16 protein-coding genes are annotated in these 23,396 nt (G+C 71.3%); 8 read left to right on the plus strand and 8 right to left on the minus strand.

The genetic code is table 11. The features are described 5' to 3' along the window. Positions 1–83: 83 nt before the first annotated feature. On the plus strand, positions 84–4,592 hold the full coding sequence (locus RBJ65_RS16270) for a DUF6531 domain-containing protein (RefSeq protein WP_306320495.1): 4,509 nt from the start codon (positions 84–86) through the stop codon (positions 4,590–4,592). A gap of 71 nt (positions 4,593–4,663) precedes the next feature. On the opposite strand, the gene RBJ65_RS16275 is transcribed toward RBJ65_RS16270, so the two are convergent. Then, a complete protein-coding gene (locus RBJ65_RS16275) occupies positions 4,664–9,049 on the minus strand; it encodes an FtsK/SpoIIIE domain-containing protein (protein ID WP_306320558.1) in 4,386 nt (1,461 codons plus the stop codon). A gap of 257 nt (positions 9,050–9,306) precedes the next feature. On the opposite strand from RBJ65_RS16275, the gene RBJ65_RS16280 reads away from it, so the two are divergent. Beyond that, positions 9,307–10,251: a hypothetical protein gene (locus RBJ65_RS16280; protein WP_306320494.1), complete on the plus strand. Its 945-nt coding sequence runs from the start codon at positions 9,307–9,309 to the stop codon at positions 10,249–10,251. Between the two features lie 3 nt (positions 10,252–10,254). Here RBJ65_RS16280 and RBJ65_RS16285 read toward each other — a convergent pair whose 3' ends face one another. Continuing rightward, positions 10,255–10,872, minus strand: coding sequence for a sigma-70 family RNA polymerase sigma factor (locus tag RBJ65_RS16285; protein WP_306320493.1), 618 nt, complete (start codon positions 10,870–10,872; stop codon positions 10,255–10,257). A gap of 137 nt (positions 10,873–11,009) precedes the next feature. Further along, the gene (locus RBJ65_RS16290; RefSeq protein ID WP_306320492.1) at positions 11,010–11,786 is read right to left on the minus strand and encodes a LamG domain-containing protein; all 777 of its coding nucleotides are present in this window, start codon (positions 11,784–11,786) and stop codon (positions 11,010–11,012) included. A 244-nt stretch (positions 11,787–12,030) separates the two neighbouring features. Here RBJ65_RS16290 and RBJ65_RS16295 point away from each other — a divergent pair, with 244 nt between their 5' ends. The 4 genes from RBJ65_RS16295 to RBJ65_RS16310 all read left to right on the plus strand — a co-directional run bounded on the left by RBJ65_RS16295 (position 12,031) and on the right by RBJ65_RS16310 (position 15,417). Beyond that, positions 12,031–12,549 (plus strand): toxin-antitoxin system HicB family antitoxin, encoded by a 519-nt coding sequence (locus RBJ65_RS16295; RefSeq protein WP_306320491.1) that lies wholly within the window; start codon positions 12,031–12,033, stop codon positions 12,547–12,549. Positions 12,550–12,640: 91 nt separating this feature from the next. Further along, positions 12,641–13,483, plus strand: coding sequence for a DUF4097 family beta strand repeat-containing protein (locus RBJ65_RS16300; RefSeq protein ID WP_306320490.1), 843 nt, complete (start codon positions 12,641–12,643; stop codon positions 13,481–13,483). Between the two features lie 108 nt (positions 13,484–13,591). Then, positions 13,592–14,599 carry an ATP-binding cassette domain-containing protein gene (locus RBJ65_RS16305; protein ID WP_372341326.1) on the plus strand — a complete coding sequence of 336 codons (1,008 nt, stop codon included), beginning with the start codon at positions 13,592–13,594 and terminating at the stop codon, positions 14,597–14,599. Then, positions 14,596–15,417 carry an ABC transporter permease gene (locus RBJ65_RS16310; RefSeq protein WP_306320488.1) on the plus strand — a complete coding sequence of 274 codons (822 nt, stop codon included), beginning with the start codon at positions 14,596–14,598 and terminating at the stop codon, positions 15,415–15,417. Before RBJ65_RS16305 ends, RBJ65_RS16310 begins: the two co-directional genes overlap by 4 nt. Positions 15,418–15,505: 88 nt before the next feature. Here RBJ65_RS16310 and RBJ65_RS16315 read toward each other — a convergent pair whose 3' ends face one another. The 4 genes from RBJ65_RS16315 to RBJ65_RS16330 form a co-directional block, all read right to left on the minus strand. After that, a complete protein-coding gene (locus RBJ65_RS16315) occupies positions 15,506–16,417 on the minus strand; it encodes an SPFH domain-containing protein (RefSeq protein WP_306320487.1) in 912 nt (303 codons plus the stop codon). A gap of 124 nt (positions 16,418–16,541) precedes the next feature. Next, positions 16,542–18,272 (minus strand): GMC family oxidoreductase, encoded by a 1,731-nt coding sequence (locus tag RBJ65_RS16320; RefSeq protein ID WP_306320486.1) that lies wholly within the window; start codon positions 18,270–18,272, stop codon positions 16,542–16,544. Continuing rightward, positions 18,265–20,196, minus strand: a complete 1,932-nt coding sequence (locus RBJ65_RS16325; protein WP_306320485.1) for a long-chain fatty acid--CoA ligase — start codon at positions 20,194–20,196, stop codon at positions 18,265–18,267. Before RBJ65_RS16325 ends, RBJ65_RS16320 begins: the two co-directional genes overlap by 8 nt. Before the next feature lie 130 nt (positions 20,197–20,326). Beyond that, a complete protein-coding gene (locus tag RBJ65_RS16330) occupies positions 20,327–20,995 on the minus strand; it encodes a TetR/AcrR family transcriptional regulator (RefSeq protein WP_306320484.1) in 669 nt (222 codons plus the stop codon). A 90-nt stretch (positions 20,996–21,085) separates the two neighbouring features. Between RBJ65_RS16330 and RBJ65_RS16335 the strand changes: the two genes are divergently transcribed. Both RBJ65_RS16335 and RBJ65_RS16340 read left to right on the plus strand, forming a co-directional pair. After that, a complete protein-coding gene (locus tag RBJ65_RS16335) occupies positions 21,086–21,553 on the plus strand; it encodes an SCP2 sterol-binding domain-containing protein (RefSeq protein ID WP_306320483.1) in 468 nt (155 codons plus the stop codon). Positions 21,554–21,558: 5 nt separating this feature from the next. Next, a complete protein-coding gene (locus tag RBJ65_RS16340) occupies positions 21,559–22,770 on the plus strand; it encodes an acyl-CoA dehydrogenase family protein (protein WP_306320482.1) in 1,212 nt (403 codons plus the stop codon). A 15-nt stretch (positions 22,771–22,785) separates the two neighbouring features. Here the strand turns inward: RBJ65_RS16340 and RBJ65_RS16345 are convergent, their stop codons facing one another. After that, positions 22,786–23,352: a putative glycolipid-binding domain-containing protein gene (locus tag RBJ65_RS16345; RefSeq protein WP_306320481.1), complete on the minus strand. Its 567-nt coding sequence runs from the start codon at positions 23,350–23,352 to the stop codon at positions 22,786–22,788. Between the last annotated feature and the right edge of the window lie 44 nt (positions 23,353–23,396).

Consider the following 23,396-nt stretch of genomic DNA (forward strand, 5'->3'; position numbering starts at 1 on the left):
AGCGAGCGTCGAGGACGGTCGGAAAACTCGTAAGACTCCTACGAAATTGAGAAATTGAGGTTAAGGCCATGGTCCGGCCTGCGGTGTCCGATTGGGAAGATGTCTTCGGGTTCTCGGACGACCCGACTCCCGGCGATGCGGACATGCTCGGCGATCTCGCCCGCAAGTACCGCTCCGTCGCGGACAACGCGGGCGATGCCCTGCCCCTCGTATCCGGTCTGGAGAACGACCAGGTCGGCGAGGGAAAGACGATGGACAAACTCCGGGAAAAGCTCGGGGATCTGGCCGAGCAGGTGCGCAAGCTGCACGACTCCTACGATCAGGCCGCCGGCGCGCTCGATGTGTACGTGCACTCCCTGCGGGATCAGCAGCGCAACGCCGACAACGCGCTCGAAAAGGGGCGCGAGGCCAAGGCGCGGCTCGATTCGGCCACCGATGTGGTGAGCGCGCTCACCGCCGACATCAGCCACCTCGACGGCCAGCAGCACCCGCCGGACGACAAGGAGGCGCGGGCCAGCACCAGGCGCGCCCTGGACGAGGCCCACAGCAAGCAGTCCTCCGCCCAGGCGCAGGCCGACGACGCGCAGGCCGATCTCGATGCCGCTCGCATGCTCGCCGAGGACGCCCGGCAGGTGCGTGAGGAGGATGCCTCTGTCGCCGCTCAGAAGCTGGATGACGCCCGCGGTGACTCCGTCGAGGGCTACAGCCTCTGGGACAAGATCAAGAAGGCGTTCAGTCAGGCCCTCGGCATCATCAGTGCGGTCCTTGGCGTGCTGGCGATGCTGGTGCCCGGGCTTCAGGGGCTCGGCATCGCGCTCACCATCGGTGCCGTCGTCGCCGGCGCCGCGTCACTCGCGATCAATATCGCCGATATGGCCGCGACAGGTGATTGGGACATAGCCGGCATCGTGCTCGGTGTCGTCGGCATGATCGGGGGCGGGGCCGGACTGCTCAAGGGGATCGGCGGGATCGGCCGGGCGCTCAAGACGCCCAAGCCCGGCGCGGTCAAGACGCCGGACGCCCGCGTCACGGGGCGCGGCGTCGACAAGCGCACCTGCGCGACCGACCCGGTCGATGTGGCCAGTGGCGAGATGCTGTTGCCGGAGACCGATCTCGCCCTGCCCGGTGCGCTGCCGCTGGCCGTGTCCCGTACGTATCTGTCGAGCTACCGGTACGGGCAGTTCTTCGGGCCCTCCTGGGCCTCCACGCTCGACGAGCGGCTTGAGGTCGGCGAGCGGGGACGGGTCGCGTGGACCCGTGAGGACGGGTCGATTCTGTTCTATCCGGGGTTGCCGGACACGGCGGGCGAGGGCGGTTCCGTACTGCCCGAGGAAGGGGTTCGGCTGGCGCTCGCCCGTGCCGCCGAGGACGGGGACACCTACCGTGTCACCGACCCGCACACCGGTGTCGTACGGACCTTCGTCAAGAACCCCGATGACCCCAACAGCCTTTACTGGCTTGCCGGTTGGCGTGACCGGAACCTCAACTCCGTCACCGTCGAGCGGCTCTCCGACGGCACGCCCACCGCGCTGCTGCACTCCGGCGGGTACCGCGTCGACGTCCACTGCGTCGCCGGGCTCGTCCTTCAGCTCTCCGTCGCCACGCCGGACGGTCCCGTCGAGGTCATGTCGTACGAGCACGACGCCGACGGCAACCTCACGCACGTCGTCAACTCCTCCGGCAGGCCGATGGTGTTCGGGTACGACGAGCAGCACCGGATCACGTCCTGGACGGACCGGAATCACTCCGTCTACCGGTACGTGTACGACGACGAGAACCGGATCACCGAGACCGTCGGGCCCGAGGGGTATCTGTCGTCGAGCTGGTCGTACGACCGTGACGCGCGGCGTTCGTACTTCACGGACGCCGAAGGCGCCACGACCGTCTACCAGCTCAACGAGTTGCACCAGGTCGTCGCCGAGACCGATCCGCTGGGCAATGTCGTCCGTTCCGAGTGGGACCGCTGGGACAACCTGCTGTCCCGGACCGACGCCCTCGGCAACACCGTCCGTTACGAGTACGACGAGCGGCACAACCGGACCGTCACGCACTACCCGGACGGCAGCCGGTCCACGCTGGCGTACAACGAGCTGAACCTGCCGGTCGCGGAGACAGGTCCTGACGGCAACGTCGAGCGGCAGGAATTCGACGAGCGGGGCAATCTCGTCGCCTTCGTCGCGGCCGACGGCTCCGTTCACCGGCTCACCCGGTACGCCACCGGCGCGCTCGCCTCCGTCACGAATCCGGCGGGCGGCGTCGTCGCGTACGAGGCCGACGCCGCGGGGCTCTTCGTCGCCGTCGACCGGGGGAACGGCAACACGACGACGGCCGAGCGCGACGCCTTCGGGCGCATCGTCGCCCTCACCGATCCGCTGGGCGCGGTCGCCCGCACCGAGTGGACCGTCGAAGGGCTGCCGGCCAAGCAGACCGGGCCCGACGGCCGGGTCGAGCAGCTGAATTGGGACGGTGAGGGCAACCTCCGCTCCGCCACCAACCCTTCGGGCGCCACCACCCGCTACGAGTACACCCACTTCGACCTCGTCGCGGCCCGCACCGGGCCCGACGGCGTGCGCCACACCTTCGGCTACGACCGCGAGCGGCGCCTCACGCGGGTCACCAACCCGCAGGGTCTGACCTGGGACTACACGTACGACGAGGCGGGCCGCCTGATACGCGAGTCCGACTTCGACGACCGTGAGGTCACGTACACCCACGACGCGGCGGGCCGTACGGTCGCCCGCACGACGCCGCTCGGCGAGGAGATCGGCTTCGAGTACAGCGCCGTCGGCGAGCTGGTGCGCAAGGACGTGGCGGGGGCCGTCACGTCCTACGACTACGACGCGTCCGGTGAGCTCACCCGGATGTCCTCCGCCGAGTCGACGGTGGAGTTCGAGCGGGACGTCATGGGGCGGGTGCTCACCGAGACCGTGGACGGGCGGCGCACCGCGTTCGCGTACGACATGCTGGGCCGTCGCACCTCCCGCACCACCCCGTCCGGCGTCGTCACCGAGCTCTTCTACGACGGGCACGGCAACCGCGAAGGACTCGCCGTGGACGGACACCGGCTGGCCTTCAGCCACGACGTCCTCGGCCGCGAGCTGGCCCGCACCTGGGGTGCGCAGGCCGTGGCCGCCACGACCGCGTGGGACCTCGCGGGGCGTGCCGTCACCCGCGGCCTCACCGCCTCGGGCCGCACGCTGCGCGACCGGCACTACACCTATCGCGGCGACGACCTGCTCACGTCCGAAACGGAGGCCGTCACCGGTCGGTCCCGGCAGATGGAACTCGACCCGGCCGGGCGCCCGTTGACGGTCACCGCCCACAACTGGTCCGAGTCCTACGCCTACGACCAGGCCGGAAACCAGACGGCGGCCGACTGGCCGGAGAAGGCGGGCCGCGCCGAGGCGCGCGGTGAGCGCACCTACACCGGCACCCGCCTGAAGACCGCGGGCGGCGTCCGCTACGAGTACGACGCCGCGGGCCGCGTCGTACTGCGCCAGAAGCAGCGCCTGTCGAAGAAGCCCGACACCTGGCGCTACACGTGGAACACCGAGGACCGGCTCACCGCGTGCGTGACACCCGACGGCGTCGAGTGGCGTTACACGTATGACCCGTTGGGGCGCCGCACCTCCAAGTACCGTGTGGCGGAGGACGGTTCGGTCGCGGATACGGTCCGCTTCGCGTGGGACGGGACCCGGCTCGCCGAGCAGACCGACAGCACCACCGGCGTCACCACCACCTGGGACCACGAGGGCGACAGCCACCGCCCCCTCACCCAGCTGGAGCGCAGGCCGCGGGCGCAAGAGAAGACGCTGGAGAAGACCCAGGACCCGCGCACTCAGGACGCGTACGACTCGCGCTTCTTCTCGATCGTCACCGACCTCGTCGGCACGCCCACCGAACTGGTCGACGAGCGGGGCGACATCGCCTGGCGCTCCCGCTCCACTCTGTGGGGCACCACCAGCCGCAACCGGGATGCCGTCGCGCTCACGCCGCTGCGCTTCCCCGGCCAGTACGAGGACGCCGAAACCGGGCTCCACTACAACTACTTCCGCCATTACGACCCCGAGACCGCCCGCTACGCCTCCCCCGACCCTCTGGGCCTCGAACCGGCCGACAACCCGGTCGCGTACGTCCACAACCCGCACACCTGGGTCGACGTCCTGGGGCTTGCTCCGCAGACCTGCGCGACGGATGTGCCCGCCAACCGGCACGCCCTCACCAAGCAAGGCGCGTTCAAAGCGGCGTTGCGGGACCTGGGCATCCACAAGCGGCAGCAGCCCATCAAGGTCGAGCGCGTGGACATGGAGAAGCCGAACAAGGAAAAAGTGAAGTGGCCACATACGAAGTTCAACATGATGAAGGGGAGGGCCGGCGAAACAATCAAGACCAAGGAATTCCACTACAGGCGCGACGACGGCAGCGAAGTGGTCATCCAGGACCACTCCGCGGGACACATCTACGGCCGCGCCGACCGTGTCGGGGACGTGGGTCCGCACTTCAACGTGCGCCCCATCAGCGACACCCGCAACGGTAAGGTCCCGGGGACCGCAGAGCACTACGGCTGGGGCAAGCCCGGAGGCCTTGGCTGACCTGGACCACATGCGTGAGGGCTCCCGCCGGACGCGTCCGGCGGGAGCCCTCGACTTGTGCCTGCGTTCGGTCAGTTCACCGCCGGCGGCAGCACCGTCTCCGGCACCTGCACCGTGCGCAGCACCCCGTCGCCGAGGTGCAGGATCGCCCGCCCCATGGTGGGCGCGTTCAGGCGGCTGCGCGGGATCTTGACGCCGATCAGGTCGCCGTCGCTCATGTTCTGCGGCTTCAGGAGGAGGCCGCAGCGGTTGCGGCGGGCCTCGGTGTGCCAGCCGGAGAAGCCGGAGGAGAGGCGGTCGGTCTGGCCCGCGATGACCAGGCCGCGGCCGTGCTCCGCGCCGGACTTGGCGATCTGGGTGAGGACCGGCTCGGCCTTCGTCTTCAGCAGCAGGTCGGCGTCGTCCAGGATCACCACGGCGCCCTTCGGCGCGGACGCCAGGACCTGTTCGAGGGCCATCGGGTCGATGTCCGACTCCTCGTAGACCGCGAGGACTCCGGGCCGCCCGGCGAGCTGGCGCAGCGGGGACCTGGAGGGGGCGCCGATGACGATGGGTGTCCGGGTCGAGAGCAGCGACATCGCCAGGGTCGAGAGGACCGTGCTGCGGCCCGAGCGGGCGGGGCCGGAGACCATGAAGGTCGGCGTCACGGAGAAATCGGGCCCTACCGCCGCGAGTTCGTCGCCGCCGACCCCGGACAGCGCCCAGCGCGGCGACGGCAGCGGGCGCGGCACGTACTGGATCGCCTGGTCCCAGGTGAGCCGGTCCGGCAGCGTGTCGACGCGGAACGGGCGGGTGGTGGCCGGGAGCCCTGCCGACTGCGCCCGGCAGTGTTCGGCGATCTGGTGGAGCGCGCCCGCCTGCGCCTGGCCCTCCGGGTTGTCCGTGAGGAGCGCGATCTGCGCCTCCGCCTTGTCGGCGGCGCGGAAGGCGCGGCCCGGCGGGATCTCGTCGGGCACGTTGCGCTGGGTGATGCCGATCTGGCCGTACTCGGACTTCTCGTTCAGCTTGAGTACGAGCTTGTCCTCGGTAGAGCCGTTGACGCGGCTGGAGAACAGCGCGCGGTCGCCGGTCATCAGCAGGTGGATGCCGACGCTCGCGCCGTCCCTCAGCAGCGTCATGACGGAGTTGAGGAGGTTCCCGGAGTCGTACTCGCCGAGCTGCTTGTCGAAGACCTCCCAGCGGTCGATGAAGAGGACGATGTGCGGCGGCCGTTCGGCCTCGGGCAGTGCGCGGCGCAGTTCCGGGAGGTCGGCGCTGCCGCGCGCCGCGAGCATCTCCTGACGGCGGGTCAGCTCGCGCGTGAGGCGGGCGAGGAGCCGGGCCACGCGGTCGGGCTGGGTGCGCTGGGTGATGGCGCCGCAGTGCGGCAGGCCCTCGATGGGAAGCAGCGCGCCGTTGCCGCAGTCGATGCCGTACATGTGCAGCTTGTCCGCGCCGTGGGCCAGGGCCATGGCGCCCGCGATGGTGCGCAGCGTCTGCGACCTGCCCTGTCGGGGCGAGCCGACGATGTGCAGATGGCCGAGGGTCGCCGGGTCGATGACCAGGGACTCGCGGGCCTGTTGGGCGGGCAGGTCCACGACGCCGTACGGGACCGGCTGGAGGTCGTACGTCGTGGGGGCGGGGGCCGGGAGCTCCCGGGTGACGAGGGCCTCGGGCAGCGGCGGCAGCCAGGGGCTGTGCTGCCGGGGGATGCCCATCTCGCGGTCGGCCTCGCGGATCGCCGTGACGAGTCCGGTGAGGTCGGTCTCGACCTCGGCGGGCGCGGCGGCGGCGCGGGGGCGGGCCGGGAGCGGGTCGCCGAGGCGTTCCCAGCCGACCGCGACCGCCCAGGGCGCCGGGAGGGAGACCGTGGTGGCGCCGGGGCGCCGGCCGCCGACGCGTCCGGACTGGAACGGGACGAGGGAGTTCTGCCCGAGGCGGACGTACGCGCGTCCGGGGTTGCTCTGCGAAATCCCCGCCGCCTCACCGGAGTTGAGGACGTCCTGGCTCTCGCCGGAGTCGGTGACCCGGAGTGCGATGCGCAGGTTGGTGTTGGCGCGGATCTCGGAGGAGACGACGCCACTGGGGCGCTGGGTGGCCAGGATCAGGTGGATGCCGAGGGAGCGGCCCCGCTGGGCGATGTTGACGAGGCCCTTCACGAAGTCCGGCAGGTCGCGGACCATCGAGGCGAACTCGTCGATGACGATGAGGAGTCGGGGCATCGGGTCGCGGCCCGCGCCCGGCTCCCGCTCCAGGAGGTCGACGTAGTCCTCGATGTCCTTGGCGCCGACCCCGGCGAGGATGTGCTCGCGGCGCGTGAGTTCGGCGGTCAAGGACACCAGGGCGCGCTCCACGAGGTGGGCGTCGAGGTCGGTGACCATGCCCACGGTGTGCGGCAGGTCGACGCAGTCCTTGAACGCGGAGCCGCCCTTGTAGTCGACCAGGACGAAGGTCATCGCGTCGGGGCGGTTCGCCACGGCGAGGGACGCGACGATGGTCTGGAGGAGCTCGGACTTGCCGGAACCGGTGGTGCCCGCGACGAGGCCGTGCGGCCCGTCGCGCTTCAGGTCCAGGTGGAACGCGCCGTCCAGGGAGACGCCGACGGCGGCGCGGGTCGAGCGGCCACCGGCCGTCCAGCGGGCGCGGATGCCGGAGGACTGCGGCGGGTCGAGGGCGAGGACGTCGAGCAGGCGCGCGGAGGCGGGCAGCACGGCGGCCTCCTCGTCGCCGCCGCCCGGGTCGCGCAGCGGGCCCATCGCGCGGGCAAGCGAACGGCAGTAGTCGACGGAGACCAGGTCGGCGCGGACACCGGTGACGGTGCCGCGGCCCGAGCGGCCCACCCGGATGGTGCCGCCGGGCTCCTCGGCGACGACGGCCTGGCACTCCTCGGGCAGCAGCAGCTCCTCGGCGTCGAGGCAGACCGCGCGCACGCCGACGGCCGGGCCCTCGCGCAGGATCTGCGTGACGCCGGGCAGCGAGCGCAGCCTGCGGGCGCCGTCGAGGACGACGAGGATGTCGGGTCCTGCGGGCTTGCCGCGCCGTTCGGCGGCCGTCATCGTGGCGCGTTCGGCGATCAGCGCGGTGAGTTCGGCGACGCGCCGGGCGCAGCTCTCGGTGCCGTAGCCGATGGAGGCCGGGGTGTCGCCGGACTTCTTGCGGACGTGCGGCAGCCAGCGCAGCCAGGACCAGCCGTCGCGGCCCTGTTCGCCGGTGGTCAGCAGGTGGATCTGGAGGTCGCGGGGGCTGTGCAGGACGGCGGCCTGGGCGACGGCCCAGCGGGCCACGGCGCGCGCCACCTGGCCCTGGCCCGCGACGCCGAGGACGTGGTGCTCGCGCAGTGGCACGGTGACCGGGACGTCGTAGGCGGTCCACGGGTCCTGGCGGCGGTGCTCGTCCTTCGTCGGGTCCTGGAGGACGACGTCGGAGTCCATGTCGGCGGTGCCGACGCGCAGTTCGAGGAAGTCGGCGTCGGTGGCGCGGCGCTCCCAGAGGCGGCGGCGGGGGCCGACTGCGGTGAGGACGACCTCGGCCGGGTCGGGGAAGCCGCGGCGGCGTGCGGTGCGTTCGGCGGTCAGGGCCTCGTGCGCGTCGCCCTCGATGCGCGCCTTCTTCTCCTCGAACTCGGCGACCCTGTCGGAGTGGGACTGCTTGCCGGACCGGCGGCTGACGAAGTAGTTGCCGACGATCACGACCGGGGACAGCAGCCCGAACAGCAGCATCGTCATGCGGCCGAAGGCCAGCGCGCCCACGACGGCCATCACGATCGGCGCCGCCGCCGTGATCCACGGCAGCGGCCGGGCGGCGAGCGGGGCGGGCGGCGACGGCAGCGCGAAGTGCGTGGCGCGCTCGGCGGGGCGAAGGCGCGGCGGCCGGTTGTAGTCCCAGCCGGCGCCGTCCTCGGAGGGCTGCACGGCGGCGTCCGGCCGCTGCGGCAGCGCGAGCTCCAACAGGGTGCCGCCGACGAGGAGTTGCGCGCCGACGGGCCAGGCGGCGGCCTCGGTGAGGTCCTCGCGGTCCAGCTGCGCGGCCCCGTTGGCACCGGTGTCGGGCGCGATGCGGCAGCGTCCGCCGGGGCCCACCGTGAGGATCGCGGACGGCTGGTCGGGGACGGCGCGCAGCACTTGGGCGGAGCCGTCGTGGCCGAGGCCGATCCGGTACTCCCCCATGTCGAGCCGGTGCACGGTGCCCGCGCCGGGACCGCCGACGGCGCGCACCTCGACGAGCCCGTCCGGTTCGGCGGTGGCGCCGCCCGCGGGCCGGCCGAGGCCCACGATCGCGGCGTGCTTGAGCGGCGCGTCCCGCAACCGCATGTCGGCGGGCAGCAGCCGGTCGTCGGCGTACAGGCCGAGGCCCTCCGGGGGCCGGTGGACGCCTCCCGCCCCGGCCAGCGCCTCCGCGACAGCGCTCACGGGCGTGTCGGGGTCGGCGTCGAGGTGGACGTCGAACGCGTCACCACCCGCCTCGACCACGGTCAACATCAACGACACGAAAACGTCCTCCAACCGGCGTGAATGAGGGGATTCGGGAGCCTTGTCCAATGGCTTCTGGCCAATGACCCTTGTCCAACAGCCCTGTTCAGCGGCTCCCGCACCACTGACGGAACTACGGGGCGGGTCCGCGGATGGTTCACGCGACGTACCGGTGAACCATCCGCGGACCCGCCCCGTAGTGGCCATCGGGTGCACGGCGCAGCGGCCGTGCCGCCCCCCGTTTTTGTGTGACAAGGAGTCAGTGGATGATCTGGTACGTCCTGGCCGCGGTGCTGGGTCTTGCGCTGATCGCGGCGGTGGTGACGCTGATCGTCACCGAGCGGAAGCCACGCCCGCCGAAGCCGGTCGCCGCATCGGCCGCCGTCACGAGCCGCGGGGCGCTCGAAGTGGTCAACGCGGGCCTGCGCCGCCTGACGGGCGAATGCGTGCGCTCGGGCCGCTCGTTGCCCGATCTGTACGCCGTCGTCTACTCGGAGGACCGGCTCGGGCTGCTCCTCGCGGGCGCGTCCGACGAGGCCCCCGCGCCGTGGACCTCCGAGGCCGACGGCGAGCGCTGGACGATCTCCACCGACGACCTGCACAAGCCCGGCCCGGAGGGCGAACCGGCGCTGCCGTACGCGCTGACGGTGACGGTCGGCCTCGACGGCCCCGACCGCGTGCTCGTCGACCTGTCCCGCGCGGCGGGCCCCGTCTCGGTGACGGGTCCGGACGACGAGGTACGCACGCTGGTGCGGGCCCTCGTCATCGAGGCGATCGCAGGGCCCGTGGGCTCGCTCGCCCAGGTCACCCTGGTCGGCTCGCTGGGCGACGGCCGGCTCCTGTCCGGTGACGAGACGCGGAGCTCGCGGCTGCACCACGCGGCGAGCCTTGAGGAGGCCTTCGCCACCGCCAAGTCGGCGAACGCGGGCGTGCCGGAGGCCGGTTCGGCCGACGTCACCCAGGTCTTCCGCCTCATCGAGGGCAGCAGCCGGATCGCCGTGCAGGGCGAGGTGCCGCACCTGTTCGTCGTGGACGCCTCCCAACTGCCGCGCCGCGAGGGCGCCCTCGCCGGGATGCGGCGCGGCGACGCGCTGCTGGTGCTCGGCGAGGCGCCCACGGGCTGGCGCTGGAAGGCGGGCGCCGACGGCACGCTCGACACCGGGCCGCTCGGCCTGGAGATCAACCGGCACGCGGGACGGATGGCCGTCTGAGTGTCACGCGGCCTCGCCCTCCACGGCACCGTGCGCGTACAGGCCCCGCCTGTTCAGCGCCTCGCGCATGGCGCGCGCGGCGTAGTACGTACGGGACTTGACGGTGCCCGGCGGCACACCGAGGACCTTGGCCGTCTGGTTGACGGTGCGGCCCAGGTAGTGGACGTGCAGCAGGACCTCGCGCTGGGACGGGCGCAGGTCGCCGAGCGCGTCGACGAGGACCTGGGTGGTGAGGATGTGGTCGACGCCGTCGGACACCGGCAGGTGGGCGAGTTCGGGGTCGCCGGTCTCGGGCGGTCTTGCCTGGCGGGCGCGGTGGCCGTCGATGACGAGGTTGCGCAGCGCGGTGAACAGCCAGGGCCGCGCCGAGTCGGCGGTCGGGTCGAGTTCGGCGGCATGCCGCCAGGCTCGTATGGCGACTTCCTGGAGGATGTCCTCGGCGCGGTGCCAGTCGCCTTCGAGGCGGCGCGCGGCGAACTGGAGCAGCGCGGTTCCGTGGAAGTCGTAGAGCGCTCTGAGGAATTCGTCGGGTTGCAGGGGCGCGGCGTGCGGGTCCGCGACGTGGGAGTCCGCTGCACGCGGGCCGGGTATCCGGTCTTCGGTCGAAGCGCTGGCCGACAAGGCCCTTCCTCTCCGGATCGTCTGTGAGGGAAGACGGGTGCGGGTGCGCCGGGTGCGGGCAGACCGGCGGCGCCGCCGCGGTCGGACGGGTGTCCGTAGGCCCGCGGCGGCGGTGAAGTACGAGGCGTCGGTGCCGGTCAGCCCGGCTCGTGCGAGGAGAGCGAACTCACCTCACGGGACGTCAGCTCCCGGTCGTAGACATGTACGTCGGCGAGGTCGCCGCGCCAGTAGTCGGTGGGCTTCCCGCCGAACTTGCCGCGCCCGATCAGCACGCCGCCCGTCGGCTTCACGTCGCTGGAAGCAACCCTGGTTCCGGCGAGCTTTCCGTCCACGTAGATCCGCATCCGGTGGTCCTTCTGACTGTACGTGCCGGTCAGGTGGTACCACTGGCCGGGCCGCGGCTCCTCGGACGTGTCCGCGACCGTACGGGCCCCGGGGAAACTGAAGGCGAAGTTGCCGTCCTGGCCCGAGTACTGGAGGAAGAACGTGCTGTTGCGCTCGCCGTCCTGGGACAGGGCGGTGTGCATGCCCTTGGTGCCCTGGTCGGAGAGGCGCACGCGCGCGGCGACCGAGTAGTCCTTGGTCTGGGTGTCGAGTCGGGTGTTGGTGTCGGCGTAGCCGCGGCCGCCGTTCAGGTGCAGGGCGCCGCCCTCCGGCCCTTCGGTCCACTTCACGCCGGAGCCGACGACGGCGTCGTGCTCACCGACCTTCGCGGTGCCGGAGCGGTGCAGCGGCCACCAGCCGAGTCCGTCGAGGGAGGCGGTGGCGCCGCCTTCGCCGGAGCTCGACGCGGAGGGTTTCGCCTCGGTCGATTTCGCCTCGGAGTCCTGGCCGCGCACGAGCTGGACGCCGACGAATGCCAGCGCGACGGTCAAAACGGCGATCGTGGAGATAAGCGCCCATCTGCGCGTCATGAAGTTCCTCAGAGGTGCGGCATAAACGTGTCTCTGTTGATCACGCGACCGACCCGAAAATGGTTCACCATGCACGCACCCACCGGGCGACGTGCACGCACCCCACCCATGGGCACCACACGTGCGTCACATGACGCCGCCTGACGCCGCCTGGCACCACGCGATGGCGCCGCATGGCATCACGTGGCACCACATGGCGCCATCGGGCTTGCACATGGCGCCATAGTGGTGCCATGATGACGTCATGGACCTCACGCCCTACGTCGACACCCTGCACCGCGAGCTCGCGGTGGCCGCCGAAGCCGGCGGCGAGGAAGCACGCGAACTGGCCGAGCGGCTCATCGCTCCGCTGGAGTCGGCCACCCGGCTCACGATGCTCAACGTGCTCTCCGCCGCCATGGACGAGATCACCCGCGACCTGGCTCCCGGTTCGGTCGACGTACGGCTGCGGGGGCTCGACCCCGACTTCGTGGTGACACCGCCGCCGCGCGACACCGCCGCGCAAGAGCCCGCCGAGCCCCTCGAAGCCCCCGCCACCCCGCCGCCCGCCCCGGAGACCGACGAAGGCGGCACCGCACGCGTCAACCTGCGGCTGCCCGCCCACCTCAAGGCCCGCGCCGAAGAGGCCGCGAACCGCGAGGGCCTCTCGGTCAACGCGTGGCTGGTGCGCGCCGTGTCGGCCGCGGTCGACGGCGGTCAGGCACCACGTACGCCGGAGAAGACCCGCTCCATCGGACAGAGCTTCACGGGCTGGGTGCGCTAAGAGCCGCCGGGAGGCCCCTCGCCCGCACCCCGCCCGCCACACACATCACAGCCCACGACCACAGCACTTGAGCCAGGAGGACGGGACAGCCATGCCTACTTTCGACACCCCGGAAGCCATTTCGGTCAACGCCCATGTGGGCGCCGGTTCCATCCAGTTCACCGCGAGCGAGCGCACCGACACCGTCGTCGAGGTGCGGCCCGGCAACGCCAAGCGGAGCAAGGACGTCAAGGCCGCCGAGCAGACCGAGGTCTCCTACGCCCGCGGCATCCTCACCGTCCGGACGACGGAGCGCCGCATGATCGGCCCCAGCGGGATCGTGAACGTCACGGTCGAGCTGCCCGCCGGCTCGGCCGTCGAAGTCACCGGCTCCTGGACCCAGGTGTCCGGCGAGGGCCCGCTCGGCAAGGTCGACGTGAAGACCTCGGGCGGCGACGTCCGCCTCGACACCTCGGGGCCGCTGCGCCTCAAGTCGGCGCACGGGTCGATCCGGGTGGACCGGGTCGAGGGCCCGGCCGAGATCACCGCCAGCTCCAGCAACGTACGGATCGGCGTCATCGACGGCCACGCCGTCCTCAAGAACTCGTACGGCACCACCATCGTCGACGCCGTGACCGGCGAACTGCGGGTGAACGGCGCACACGGCGACATCGAGGTCGGCCGCGCCGAGAACTCGGTCGCCGCCACCACCGCCTACGGCGCGCTGCGCGTCACCGATGTCGCCCGCGGCACCGTCCAGTTGGAGACCAACTACGGCGCCATCGAGGTCGGCATCCGCGAGGGCACCGCCGCCTGGCTCGACGCCAGCTCCGACAACGGCCAGGTCCGCAACGCGCTCACCGCCTCCGAGGCCCCGGCCGGGACCGAGGACACCGTCAAGGTCCGCGCCCGCACCAAGTGGGGCAACATCGAGGTCCGCCGCGCCAAGGCCTGACCCCGACGGGACTCAACTCCCGTACGCAGACCAGCACTTCACGCGCCCCACAGCGCGCACCTCACCACCCGCGCTCCCATCACCCGCACCCTCACACCGGAGGGCCCCATGCCTTCATCTGTCATGTCCACATCCACGTACGACGAGACCGGACGAGCCCCACTCGCCGTCTCCACCGTCGGACTGCGCAAGTCCTACGGCGACAAGACCGTCCTCGACGGCATCGACCTGAGCATCCCCGCCGGTTCGGTCTTCGCGCTGCTCGGGCCGAACGGGGCCGGCAAGACGACGACCGTGCAGATCCTGTCCACGCTCGTCGACGCGGACGGCGGGCAGGCGCAGGTCGCCGGGCACGACGTCGCCTCGTCGCCGGACGGGGTGCGCGCCGCGATCGGTGTCACCGGGCAGTTCGCCGCGCTCGACAACCTGCTCACCGCGGAGGAGAACCTGCTCCTCATGGCCGACCTGCTGCGGCTCGGCAAGCGCGAGGGCAGAAAGCGCGCGAAGGAGCTGCTTGAGCGGTTCGGCATCGCGGACGTGGCCGGGAACCGCGCGGCCACCTTCTCCGGCGGCATGCGGCGCCGCCTCGACCTCGCCATGACGCTCGTCGGCGACCCGAAGATCATCTTCCTGGACGAGCCGACGACCGGGCTCGACCCGCGCAGCCGCCGCACCATGTGGGAGACCGTGCGCTCACTGGTCGCCGGGGGCGTCACCGTCTTCCTCACCACGCAGTACCTGGAGGAGGCCGACCAGTTGGCCGACCGGATCGCCGTGCTCGACGGCGGCCGGATCGTCGCCGAGGGCACCGCCGACGAGCTGAAGGCGCAGATCCCCGGCAGCCACGTACGGCTGCGGTTCAACGACACGGACGAGTACGAGCGGGCGGCCGCGGCCTTCCCCGGTTCGGCCCGTGACGACCAGGAGCTCGCGCTGCGGATCGCGAGCGACGGCGATCTCACCGCGCTGCGCACCCTGTTCGACCGGCTCGACACGGCCGGCGTACAGGCCGCCGACTTCTCCGTGCACACCCCCGACCTCGACGACGTGTTCCTCGCCCTGACCGGCGACGGCACCGACGCCAACCCGCTTCACGTCAAGGAGACCCTGCGATGAGTACCGCGAGTACCGCCACGAGCACCGCGAAGAGCACTGCCGCGAGCGCCCTCACGTACGCCGTGCACGACTCGATGACGATGCTGCGCCGCAACATCAAGCACGCGCTGCGCTATCCCATGGTCTCGCTGGGCGCGTCCATGATGCCGATCCTGATGCTGGTGCTGTTCGTGTTCGCCTTCGGCGACTCGATGTCGGGCGGCGCGGGACGGGACGCGTATCTGGAGTATCTGACGCCCGGCATCGTGATCATGGGTGTCGCCGCCGGGGCCATGTCGACCTCGATCGCGGTCTGCCAGGACATGACCGAGGGCATCATCAACCGCTTCCGCACCATGAACATCACGCGCTCCTCGTTCATGACGGGGCATGTCGTCGGCAGCGTCCTCACGACGATGGTGAGCCTGGTGCTTGTCGTGGCCGTGGCCATCGCGCTCGGCTTCCGGCCCGACGCGAACCCGGTCGAGTGGCTGGCCGCGACGGGGCTGCTCGTCGCGATCACGTTCGCGATCACCTGGCTGGCGGCGGCGCTCGGCCTCAAGTCCAAGACGGTCGAGTCGGCGAGCAACAAGCCGCTGCTCATCCAGTTCCTGCCGTTCCTCGGCTCCGCGTTCGTGCCGGCCGAGTCGATGGCGCCGGGCCTGCGCTGGTTCGCCGAGCACCAGCCGTTCACGCCGATGACCGAGACGCTGCGCGGGCTGCTGACCGGTTCGGCGATCGGCAACGACGGGTGGATCTCGCTCGCCTGGTGCGCCGCGATCACCGTCGTCGGCTACGCCTGGTCGCGCAAGCTGTACAACGTCAACACCGAGCGCTGACGCTGTTGACGAAGCCCACAGCAGAAGCCGGCTGAGGCAGGTACCCGCCCGTGAGAATGTCGCAGACATACGCTTGTCTGCGACATTCTCACGTGCCCGCCGCGTCCCCGCGCGCGAACGCCACCGTCAAGTCCCGCACCAGCGCGTTGCGTTCGTACTCGTCGAGCTCGACCAGGCCGCGGCCCGTGAGGCGTTCGAGGGTGTCCTCCACCGAGTCGACGACGCCGCGCAGCGCGCCCGCCCGCTGCCGCGCGTCGAGCGTCGCGAGCCGCCGCCTGCTCATCACGGCGGCGACCTCCGGCGCGTACTCGATGCGCGTGGGCCGCACCGCGAGCACCTCGACGCCGGTCGCCGCGCACTCCTCGGTCAGCAGCTGGGCCAGCTCGGCGCCGACCGCCTCCGGGTCCCGGAGCGTCGGGGCGGACTCGTGGAAGGCGTCGGGCGGCAGCCGCGAGAACACCCGGGCGAGCGCCACCTCGATCTGCCCGCGCAGATACGCCTCGTGGTCCCGCACCGCGTACAGCGCCCGCGCGGTGTCCCGCACCCGCCACACCACCAGCGCCTCGACGCGCAGCGCCAGCCCGTCCGCGTCGACCGCCGCCAGCGGTTCGCCGCGCCAGTGCCGCAGCCGTACGTCGATGCGGCGGCGCAGCACGAACGGGCTGACCCAGCGCAGTCCGGTGCGCCGCACGGTGCCCCGGTAGCGGCCGTACAGGCTCAGGCCGAGGGCGCTGCCCGCGCGGCACCGGGTCAGGCCGCCGACGGCGAGGACCACGAGGACGGCGCAGGCCACGACGAACGCGCCCCACCCGGCCCGGACCGCGTCGCCGCGCACCGGTGCGGCCGGTGGGGCCAGGAAGTCGGTGACCGTGTCGGGGATCCAGCCGAGCAGTCCGCAGCCGTATCCGGCGCCCGCGAGCGCGAGCGCGGTGACCGCCACGGCCAGCCAGCCGGGCAGCGACCACCCCGCCCGCTCGACGACCTCGTCCCGCTCACTCATGCACCCTCCCGGACTCCGTGCACACGACTTGACCCACTCACGTTATGCACAAATGGGGCAAAATTCAGGAATCCGCTGGCCAGACGGCGCCGTTACGGACGCGGGGGGGGGGACAGCCGTGCCGTCACAGCCGCAGCTCCCCGTACGCCCCCTCGGGAACGACCGGCGCGCGTGGCGGCACGGGCCGCAACTCCCGATACGCCTCCCCCTGTTCGGGCCGCGCGTCCGCCTCCCCCTTGTTCGGCCAGTACGACATCGCCCGCTCGGCCTGCGCCGTGATCGTCAGGGACGGGTTCACGCCGAGGTTCGCGGAGACCGCCGAGCCGTCGACGACGGAGAGGCCGGGGTGCCCGTACACCCGGTGGTACGGGTCGATCACGCCGCTGTCGGCGCTGTCCCCGATGGCGCAGCCGCCCAGGAAGTGCGCGGTGAGCGGCTTGCCCATGAGTTCGCCGAGGTTGGTGCCCGCGAAACCGTTGATGGACTCGGCGATCAGCCCGGCCGCCCGCCACCCCTCCGGTATGTGGACGGGGTTGGGGGTGCCGTGCCCCTGCTCGGCGGTGAGCAGCCCCCGCTTGTCGAGGCTCGTCGTCAGCGAGTTGTCGTGGGTCTGCATGACGAGCCCGATGATGGTCCGCTCCGACCAGTGCCGAAGGGCGACGGTGCGGGCGACGAGCACCGGGTGGGCGAGGAAGGCGAGCGCGGCGGCGAGCGGCTTCGGCAGATTCTGCTTGTACTGGGGTACGCAGATCAGGGCCATCAGGTTGGAGCCCTTGCCGTAGCGGACGTTCTCGATGTGGGTGTTGGCGTTCGGGTGCACGGACGAGGTGATGGCGACGCCGCGCGTGAAGTCGATGTCCGGCCTGCCGTAGCGGCGCGGCCAGGTAAGGGCGCCCACCAGGGCCTCGGAGTTGGTACGGGTGAGTTCGCCGAGGCGGCGCGAGAGCCCCGGCAGGACACCGTCGTCGCGCATCCGGTGGAGCAGGCTCTGGGTGCCGTACGTGCCCGCCGCCAGGACGACGCGGCGCGCGCGCAGGACGGTGCGGCGGCCCCGGCGGCGCTTGTTCGTGGGCACGGTCGTGACCTCGAACCCCGCCTCGCGGCCCGGCAGTTCACGCACGCTGGTCACGGTCGTCATGGCGCGGACCTCGGCGCCCGCCCGTTCGGCGAGGTGGAGGTAGTTCTCGGTGAGCGTGTTCTTGGCGCCGACCCGGCACCCGGTCATGCAGGACCCGCACTCGGTGCAGGCCGCGCGGGTCGGCCCGGCCCCGCCGAAGTAGGGGTCGGGAACCTCCTCACCCGCCCGGCCCGTCGTCGTCCCGTCGGCGTCCCGCCCGTCGCCGAAGAACACGCCCACGGGCGTGAGCCGGAAGGTGTCGCCCGCGCCCATCCGCGCGGCCGCGTCCCGCAACAGCTCGTCGGCCTCGGTGGTGGTGGGGTTGGTGCGCACGCCGAGCATGCGCCGCGCCTGCTCGTAGTAGGGCGCCAACTCCCGCTGCCAGTCGGTGATGTGGCCCCACTGCCGGTCCTGGAAGAAGGCGGGCGGCGGCACGTACAGCGTGTTCGCGTAGTTCAGCGATCCGCCGCCCACCCCCGCACCCGCCAGCACCATCACGTTCTTCATCAGGTGGATGCGCTGGATCCCGTACATCCCGAGGCGCGGCGCCCACAGGTAGTCGCGCACCTTGAGGGACGTACGAGGAAGGGTGTCGCGGGAGTACCGCCGCCCGGCCTCCAACACCCCCACCCGATACCCCTTCTCCGTCAGCCGGAGCGCGGAGACGGAGCCGCCGAAGCCGGAGCCGACGACGAGGACGTCATAGTCGTACGCACGCTCGCCGTGGGCCTCAGGCACCGTAGAGCTCCTCGATCTCCCGCTCGTACGCCGTGAGCACGGCCCGCCGCTTGATCTTCAGGGAGGGCGTGAGCAGCCCGTTCTCCTCGCTGAACTCGCCCTCCACCAGCGTGAACTTCCGGATGGACTCGGCGCGCGAGACGGCCTCGTTGGCGTAGTCGACGGCCTTTTGGACGTCGGCGACGATCCGCGGGTCGCCGATGATCTCGGACATCGGGGTGTCGGCCGGCATCTTGCGCACGCTCAGCCAGTGCGCGACGGACTCCGGTTCGAGGGTGATCACGGCGCCGACGTACGCGCGGTTGTCGCCGACGACGATGCACTGACCGATGGGCGAGCGACTGCGCAACCGGTCTTCGAGGACGGCGGGCGAGACATTCTTGCCCCCACTCGTCACGAGGATGTCCTTCTTGCGCCCGGTGATCCTCAGATACCCGTCGTCGTCCAACTCCCCCAGATCCCCGGTCGCGAACCAGCCGTCCTCGTCCAGGACTTGATCGGTCGCGCCCTGATTGTTCCAGTACGCGCCGAAGACGATGCCGCCCTTGATGAGCACCTCGCCGTCGTCCGCGATCCGGATCGTGGTGCCGGGCACGGGCAGGCCGACGGTGCCGGGGCGCGGCTTGAGGGGCGGGGTGATCGTGGCGGCGGCGGTCGTCTCGGTCAGGCCGTAACCCTCGTAGATCACGATCCCGGCGGCGTAGAAGAACAGGTTCAGATTGCGGTCGAGGGGCGAGCCGCCGCTGATCGCGTACCGGAGCCTGCCGCCGAGCTCCTTGCGCACGCGCCGGTAGACGAGCAGGTCGTAGAGCCCGTGCGCGAGCCGGAGCCCGGGGCCCGGCCCCTTGTCGCCGTCCAGGAACCGCGCCAGATGCGCCTCGGCGAAGCGCACCGCGATCCGGTCGGCGCGGTCGAAGGACGAGCCGCGCCCGAGCTTCTCGGCCGTCGCCCGCCCGGTGTCGTGGATCTTCTCGAAGAGGTACGGCACGCCGACCACGAACGTCGGCCGGAACGAGCGGAGTTCGGGCCGCAGCTCGTCCGGCTTGATGCTCGGGCAGTGCCCCAGCTCGATGCGGGCGAGCATGCACGCCACCTGGATCGTGCGGCCCAGGATGTGCGCGAGCGGCAGGAACAGCAGCGTGGAGGCGGTCTGCCCGGTGATCGCCTTGAAGATGGGGTGCAGCAGCTCGACGGTGTTCGCGGCCTCGGCGTACAGATTGCCGTGTGTGAGAACGCAGCCCTTGGGGCGGCCAGTGGTGCCGGAGGTGTAGCAGACGGTGGCGATGGTGTCGGGGGTGAGCGCGGCCCGCCGCTTGACGACCTCCTCGTCGGCCACATCGGCGCCCAGCGCGGCGAGTTCGAGCACGGCGCCCGCGTCGATCTGACGGATTTCGGGGCGGTCGGCGTCCGGCAGTCCGGCGACGGCCTCCTCGGCGGCGACGGCGTTCTCCGGCGTCTCGACGATCAGCATCGTCGCGCCCGAGTCCTGGACGATCCACTCGATCTGGCCGGGCGACGACGTGGCGTAGATGGGCACGGTCTGCCCGCCGGCGGCCCAGATCGCGAAGTCGAGGACCTGCCACTCGTAGCGGGTGCGCGACATGAGCGCGACACGCCCGCCCGGCTGGAGCCCCGCCGCGATCAACCCCTTGGCGGTGGCGGTCACTTCGCGGGCGAACGCGGCGGCGGTGACCGGCCGCCACTGCTCGCCTTCCTTGCGCCGTACGACGACGGCGTTCGGCTCCTCCTCGGCGTTCGCGAACGGGATGTCGGCGGGCGTGGACCCGTCCTTCGGCGGCTCGGCGAGCGGCGCGACGCGCGCCTCGCGCACGGTGCCGTGTTCGCCCCTGACCAGCTCGGCCTTGGCGCGGTCGGCCAGATCGCCGCGCTTCCCGGCCCGCTTCAGATCCTTGCGTACGCCCATGACGGCTCCCCGTTTGCGCGGCTGCCAGACTCGAACTCGCTCGAACTTACTCTGGAGTCAACTTACCTACGCGTAAGGAAAATTCAATGGTCGCGTACGAATCGACGACAGGAGCCGTCGACGCCCGGAACTACGGCGTCCAGACCTCGCCGTCGAGCACGTCGCGCATGCCCACCCACACCATGTTCATCAGGCGCAGCGTGATGCCCTCCGGGGACTGCCCTGGATTGCGCTCCATCCAGTCGGTGAGCGAGTCGGCGGCGCCGACGAGGGCGTGTGCGACGAAGTCGGCGTCCTCGTCGCCCAGTTGGGAGCCGCGACCGCTGTCCGAGATGCCGTCCCTGATGAGCCCCGCCACCTCGGCCATGATCGCGCGGCGCGCGTCGGCGACGGCCGCGGCGATCGCCTCGCTCAGCTCCGAGGCCTGCCGGTGCAGCACGACCCAGCTGTCCCGGTGCTCGGCGACGAACGCGAAGAACGCGGAGAGCCCCGCGTACAGCCGCAGTTCGGGCGCGGCACCCGCGCCGCGCGCGGCGTCCTGGAACGCGGCGACGAGCCGCTCGGCCTCCCGCCGCAGACACGCGAGAAACAACCCTTCCTTGGAATCCAGGTACAGATACACCATCGGCTTTGAAATGCCCGCGAGTTCGGCGATCTCGTCCACGGAGGCGGCGTGATAGCCACGCTTGGCGAAGACCCGCACGCCGACGTCGATGATCTGCTGCTCGCGCACGTGGCGTGGCACGCGCTTCCGCCGCGCCGCCGTACGCCCTTTCGCCGCTCCCGAAGTGCCCGTCACCCTTGTCAGCCTATCTACGTCGCCGTAACCTTACCAATTAGTAAGCTTACTAAGCAGTAAGGTCGGTAGTGAAGTGAGGAGAGTACGCCCATGAGCGGTGCCGAGGAGATCGCGGCGCTCGACTTCGCGAGCGTCACGCCCGAGGAGTTCGCGCGGATCGTCAAGGGCCTGTCGGCCAAGGAGATCAACGAGGTCGCGCGGGACGAGACGCTGCGCACCCGGGTCCTCAAGGAGGTGTTCGGGCGCATGGAGCGGCAGTTCAAGCCGGACGTCGCGGGCTCGCTCGAAGCGCTGATCCGCTGGAAGGTGACCGGCCAGGACGAGGTCCCCGAGGCGGTCTACGAGACGAAGATCTCCGGCGGTACGTGCACGGTCTCCGAAGGCCGCTCGGACGCGGAGCCGCGCACCACACTCATCATGGGCGACGCCGACTTCCTCAAGCTGGTCTCCGGCAACTCCTCGCCCGTCACGATGTTCATGATGCGCAAGGTCAAGATCGCGGGCGATGTGGCGCTCGCGTCGGGGCTCGCGCGCTACTTCGACATTCCGAAGGCGTGACCGGCGTGGCCTTCTCTCTTGAACTGTCCGAAGAACAGCGCGACTTGCGCGACTGGGTGCACGGCTTCGCCTCTGACGTCGTCCGCCCGGCCGCCGCCGAGTGGGACGAGCGCGAGGAGACTCCCTGGCCGGTGATCCAGGAGGCCGCGAAGATCGGCCTGTACGGGTTCGAGTCGCTGGCCGAGATGTTCGGCGACCCGAGCGGCCTCTCGCTCCAGATCGCCAACGAGGAGCTGTTCTGGGGCGACGCGGGCATCGGCATGGCGCTCTTCGGCACGTCCCTCGCCGTGGCCGGCATCTTCTCCGCCGGCACGCCCGACCAGCTCGCCGAGTGGGTGCCGCAGTGCTACGGCGACGAGGACGACCCGAAGGTGGCGGCGTTCTGCGTGTCGGAGCCGCAGGCGGGTTCGGACGTGGCGGGCATGCGTACGCGCGCCCGCTACGACGAGGCGAAGGACGAGTGGGTGCTGTCCGGCCAGAAGGCGTGGATCACCAACGGCGGCATCGCGAACGTGCACGTGGTCGTCGCCTCCGTGGACCCGGACCTCGGCTCGCGCGGACAGGCGGCGTTCATCGTGCCGCCGGGGACGTCGGGCCTCGAAGGCGCGAAGAAGATCAAGAAATTGGGCCTACGGGCGTCCCACACGGCCGACGTCTTCCTCGACGAGGTCCGGGTGCCTGGCCACTGCCTGCTGGGCGGTCGCGACCGCCTGGACGCGCGGCTGGCGCGGGCCCGTGAGGGCGGGCGCGGCAAGGGCCAGGCCGCGATGTCGACCTTCGAGGTCAGCCGCCCCACGGTCGGCGCGCAGGCCCTCGGTATCGCGCGCGCCGCGTACGAGTACGCGCTCGACTACGCGGGCGAACGCGAGGCCTTCGGCCGCCCCATCATCGACAACCAGGCCATCGCCTTCGCCCTCGCCGACCTCCGCACGGAGATCGAGGCGTGCCGCCTGCTGATCTGGCAGGCCTCGTGGATGGCCCGCAACGACAAGACCTTCGACGCGGGCCAGGGCTCCATGTCGAAGCTGCGGGCCGGGGAGTTGGCGGTCGCCGCGTCCGAGAAGGCGATCCAGGTGCTCGGCGGCGCCGGGTACAGCCGCGAGCACCCCGTGGAGCGGATGTACCGCGACGCCAAGATCTACACGATCTTCGAGGGCACGAGCGAGATCCAGCGGCTGGTGATCGCGCGGGCGATCTCGGGGCGGCAGATCCGCTGAGGGCCGACGGTTCAACTATGTGAGGGCGCGGGCGAGTTGAGGGTAGTCGACAACGACCCCGTCCTCGTCGAACTCCACGTCGGAGCGGAAGGTCCCGGAGGCGTACCTGACGCGCGCCCCACGCTCCGTGCGCGCGAGATGCGTGTACGTCTGCCGGGACGGGCCCACGGTGAGTTCCGGGACCTTGACCCAGGCCATCAGGAACGTGTGCTCGCCGGGACCGAGGTGGAGGCCGTGGCGGCGGACCGGCATGGTGTTCGTCATCGGGCAGAGCCCGAGGTCGCAGTCGAGAGCTCCCGCGACCTCGGGCAGCGGGCCACCGTTCGCGGTCCACTGCCCGTCGGCGCCCCTGACCAGGTCCAACTCCCGTGTCCGGTCCGCGTCCTCGACACTCACGCGCAGCCGCCGGGTCACGTACCGGTCGCCGGTCTCCAGTTCGTACGTGACCCAGTACGGGACGGGGGACGTGCCGACCGCGCGTCCGCGGGCGCGGAGCGTTCCGGGCTCGCCGAGGTCGACCCACGCGGTCTCGTATCCCGCGTGGTCGCTGCCACTGACACTCCAGGTGCGCACGCACTTCATCGGCCCAGGCTAGACCGCGAGGCGCTGGGGAACGGAGGGGGACT

This window comes from Streptomyces sp. KL109B, from assembly GCF_030766935.1.
Classification (GTDB): Bacteria; Actinomycetota; Actinomycetes; order Streptomycetales; family Streptomycetaceae; genus Streptomyces.

Excerpts from the sequence above, each read along its gene's own strand:
- RBJ65_RS16300 (WP_306320490.1), top strand. The coding sequence starts at position 12,641 with ATGCCTACTTTCGACACCCCGGAAGCCATTTCGGTCAACGCCCATGTG.
- RBJ65_RS16335 (WP_306320483.1), top strand. The coding sequence starts at position 21,086 with ATGAGCGGTGCCGAGGAGATCGCGGCGCTCGACTTCGCGAGCGTCACG.
- RBJ65_RS16290 (WP_306320492.1), bottom strand. The coding sequence starts at position 11,786 with ATGACGCGCAGATGGGCGCTTATCTCCACGATCGCCGTTTTGACCGTC.
- RBJ65_RS16325 (WP_306320485.1), bottom strand. The coding sequence starts at position 20,196 with ATGGGCGTACGCAAGGATCTGAAGCGGGCCGGGAAGCGCGGCGATCTG.
- RBJ65_RS16345 (WP_306320481.1), bottom strand. The coding sequence starts at position 23,352 with ATGAAGTGCGTGCGCACCTGGAGTGTCAGTGGCAGCGACCACGCGGGA.
- RBJ65_RS16295 (WP_306320491.1), top strand. The coding sequence starts at position 12,031 with ATGGACCTCACGCCCTACGTCGACACCCTGCACCGCGAGCTCGCGGTG.
- RBJ65_RS16315 (WP_306320487.1), bottom strand. The coding sequence starts at position 16,417 with ATGAGTGAGCGGGACGAGGTCGTCGAGCGGGCGGGGTGGTCGCTGCCC.
- RBJ65_RS16305 (WP_372341326.1), top strand. The coding sequence starts at position 13,592 with ATGCCTTCATCTGTCATGTCCACATCCACGTACGACGAGACCGGACGA.
- RBJ65_RS16275 (WP_306320558.1), bottom strand. The coding sequence starts at position 9,049 with ATGTTGACCGTGGTCGAGGCGGGTGGTGACGCGTTCGACGTCCACCTC.
- RBJ65_RS16280 (WP_306320494.1), top strand. The coding sequence starts at position 9,307 with ATGATCTGGTACGTCCTGGCCGCGGTGCTGGGTCTTGCGCTGATCGCG.
- RBJ65_RS16310 (WP_306320488.1), top strand. The coding sequence starts at position 14,596 with ATGAGTACCGCGAGTACCGCCACGAGCACCGCGAAGAGCACTGCCGCG.